At 67.3% G+C, this 1,743-nt stretch carries 2 protein-coding genes and 1 pseudogene; all 3 read left to right on the top strand.

From position 1 onward, the window contains the following. On the top strand, positions 1-612 hold a 612-nt coding region (locus tag FJV41_RS49010; RefSeq protein WP_181791511.1), incomplete at its 5' end, for a cation:proton antiporter domain-containing protein. A 36-nt stretch (positions 613-648) separates the two neighbouring features. Beyond that, entirely contained in the window at positions 649-1,260 is a 612-nt protein-coding gene (locus FJV41_RS49005; protein ID WP_141649487.1) for an L-threonylcarbamoyladenylate synthase, read from the top strand. A gap of 63 nt (positions 1,261-1,323) precedes the next feature. Beyond that, positions 1,324-1,743, top strand: a pseudogene (locus FJV41_RS49000) (hypothetical protein); the annotation flags it as partial.

Genomic DNA, 1,743 nt, shown 5'->3' with positions numbered 1-1,743 from the left:
GAGCTGTTCGGCTCGGTGGTGGTGGGAGGCCTGCTCGCGGTGGCGATGCTCGTCTACATGCGGGGCGTGAAGCAGGAGCTGCCGCTGTTCCTGGTGGGCCTGTCCTTCGCCGCGGCCGAGGGTGGCACGCGCCTGCACCTGTCGCCGCTGCTGGTGTCGCTGGCGGCCGGGGCGCTCATCGCCAACCTGGATGAGCGCGAGGGCGAGCGCATCCACCACGCGATTCAACGCGCGGGCCTGCCGGTGTTCGCGCTCTTCTTCGCGGCGGCTGGCGCGGGGCTGAAGCTGGATGCGTTGGTGACAGTGGGGCCGGCGGCGCTGCTGCTCGTCGTGCTGCGAGGCGCGGCCATCTGGTTCGCTTGTCGACGCTTCGCGCCCAAGGAGGACCCTCGGTTGAAGAGCCACCTGTGGATGGGGCTCATCTCCCAGGCGGGCGTGACGTTCGGGTTGGCGGCGCTGGTGTCGAGGACGTTTCCCTCGTTCGGCCCGCATGTGGAGGTGCTCATCGTGGCGATGATCACCGCGCACGAACTCGTGGGCCCGGTGCTCACGCGACGTGCACTGACGGCCAGTGGCGAAGTCAGGACGGACGAGGCGCCGGGAACCGCGTAGGCTCGACAGCCCCACGCAGGAGGCAGGAAGGACATCATGGCCGCACCCATCCTCGAGGTGGACATGGAGCACCCCTCACCGCGCCACATCCAGCGCGCCGTGGAGGTGCTCGAGCGCGGCGGGCTCATCGCCTATCCGACGGACACGTACTACGGCATGGGTTGTGACCTGGGCTCGAAGCGGGCCATCGAGCGGCTCTACCAGCTCAAGGGGCGCGACAAGAAGAAGCCCCTGTCCTTCCTGTGCCCGGACCTGTCGGACGTCGCTCGCTACGCCCACGTCAGCAATTTCGCGTATCGAACAATGAAGGGTCTCACCCCGGGTGCGTTTACCTTCGTCCTCGAAGCGACGCGATTGGTGCCCGATTTGATGATGACCAAGCAGAAGCAGGTCGGTATCCGGGTCCCGGATGCCCCCCTGGCTCGCGAACTGGCTCGGGCACTGGGCCGCCCTCTGGTGACGACGTCGGTGAGCAATACTCAGGGTGAGCCGCTCACGGACGCACGGGAGATCAAGGAGGAGTTCGGCCACGGGCTGGAGCTCATCCTTGACGGGGGTGTGACGTTGAACGAACCGTCGACAGTGGTTTCACTCATCGGCGATACGCTTGAAATCCTCCGGCAGGGCAAGGGTAGGCTGGAGGACTGAAACTCGAACAAGAAGAGGGGGGCCACCGTGGAATCAGGGGCCGCGGAGCCAGCGCGAACGGACATGCCACACCAAGTCCCTTCGCCTGTGAGGTTGCTATTGCTGCTGTTGTTTCGTCCGGTGGACCTGCACTACAGGCTCCGGGCGGCGGGAATCCTCGCGCCAGGGGGGCGCATCGGCCAGTTGTGGCGAGAGCAAGGTGAGGGTGGACGCGCCGCGGGGCTCTATGTCCGGCGGATGTTGCTCTTGTTGGTGGTGGGCTCGCCGCTGGTGACGGCGCTGGTGGGGCTGGGGCTGTACTGTGCCGGCATTCCACTTCGCGGCGGCTGGGCGGTGTCCGCGTTGTGTTGTTCGGCCGTGGGCCTGGCGCTCGCACAGGTATCGGGACTCGCGGCCGGGGTGATGTTGGGCTCGCTGGCCAGTCTGTCCATGCTGGTGGGGCTGCACGCCACGGCGGCCGGGGCCTTCGGACCGGTGCTCGGG

It is taken from the genome of Myxococcus llanfairpwllgwyngyllgogerychwyrndrobwllllantysiliogogogochensis, assembly GCF_006636215.1.
Classification (GTDB): Bacteria; Myxococcota; Myxococcia; order Myxococcales; family Myxococcaceae; genus Myxococcus; species Myxococcus llanfairpwllgwyngyllgogerychwyrndrobwllllantysiliogogogochensis.
This window is presented reverse-complemented; position numbering and strand designations above follow the sequence as displayed.

Coding starts and splice junctions, on each gene's coding strand:
- FJV41_RS49005 (WP_141649487.1), top strand. CDS start 649: ATGGCCGCACCCATCCTCGAGGTGGACATGGAGCACCCCTCACCGCGC.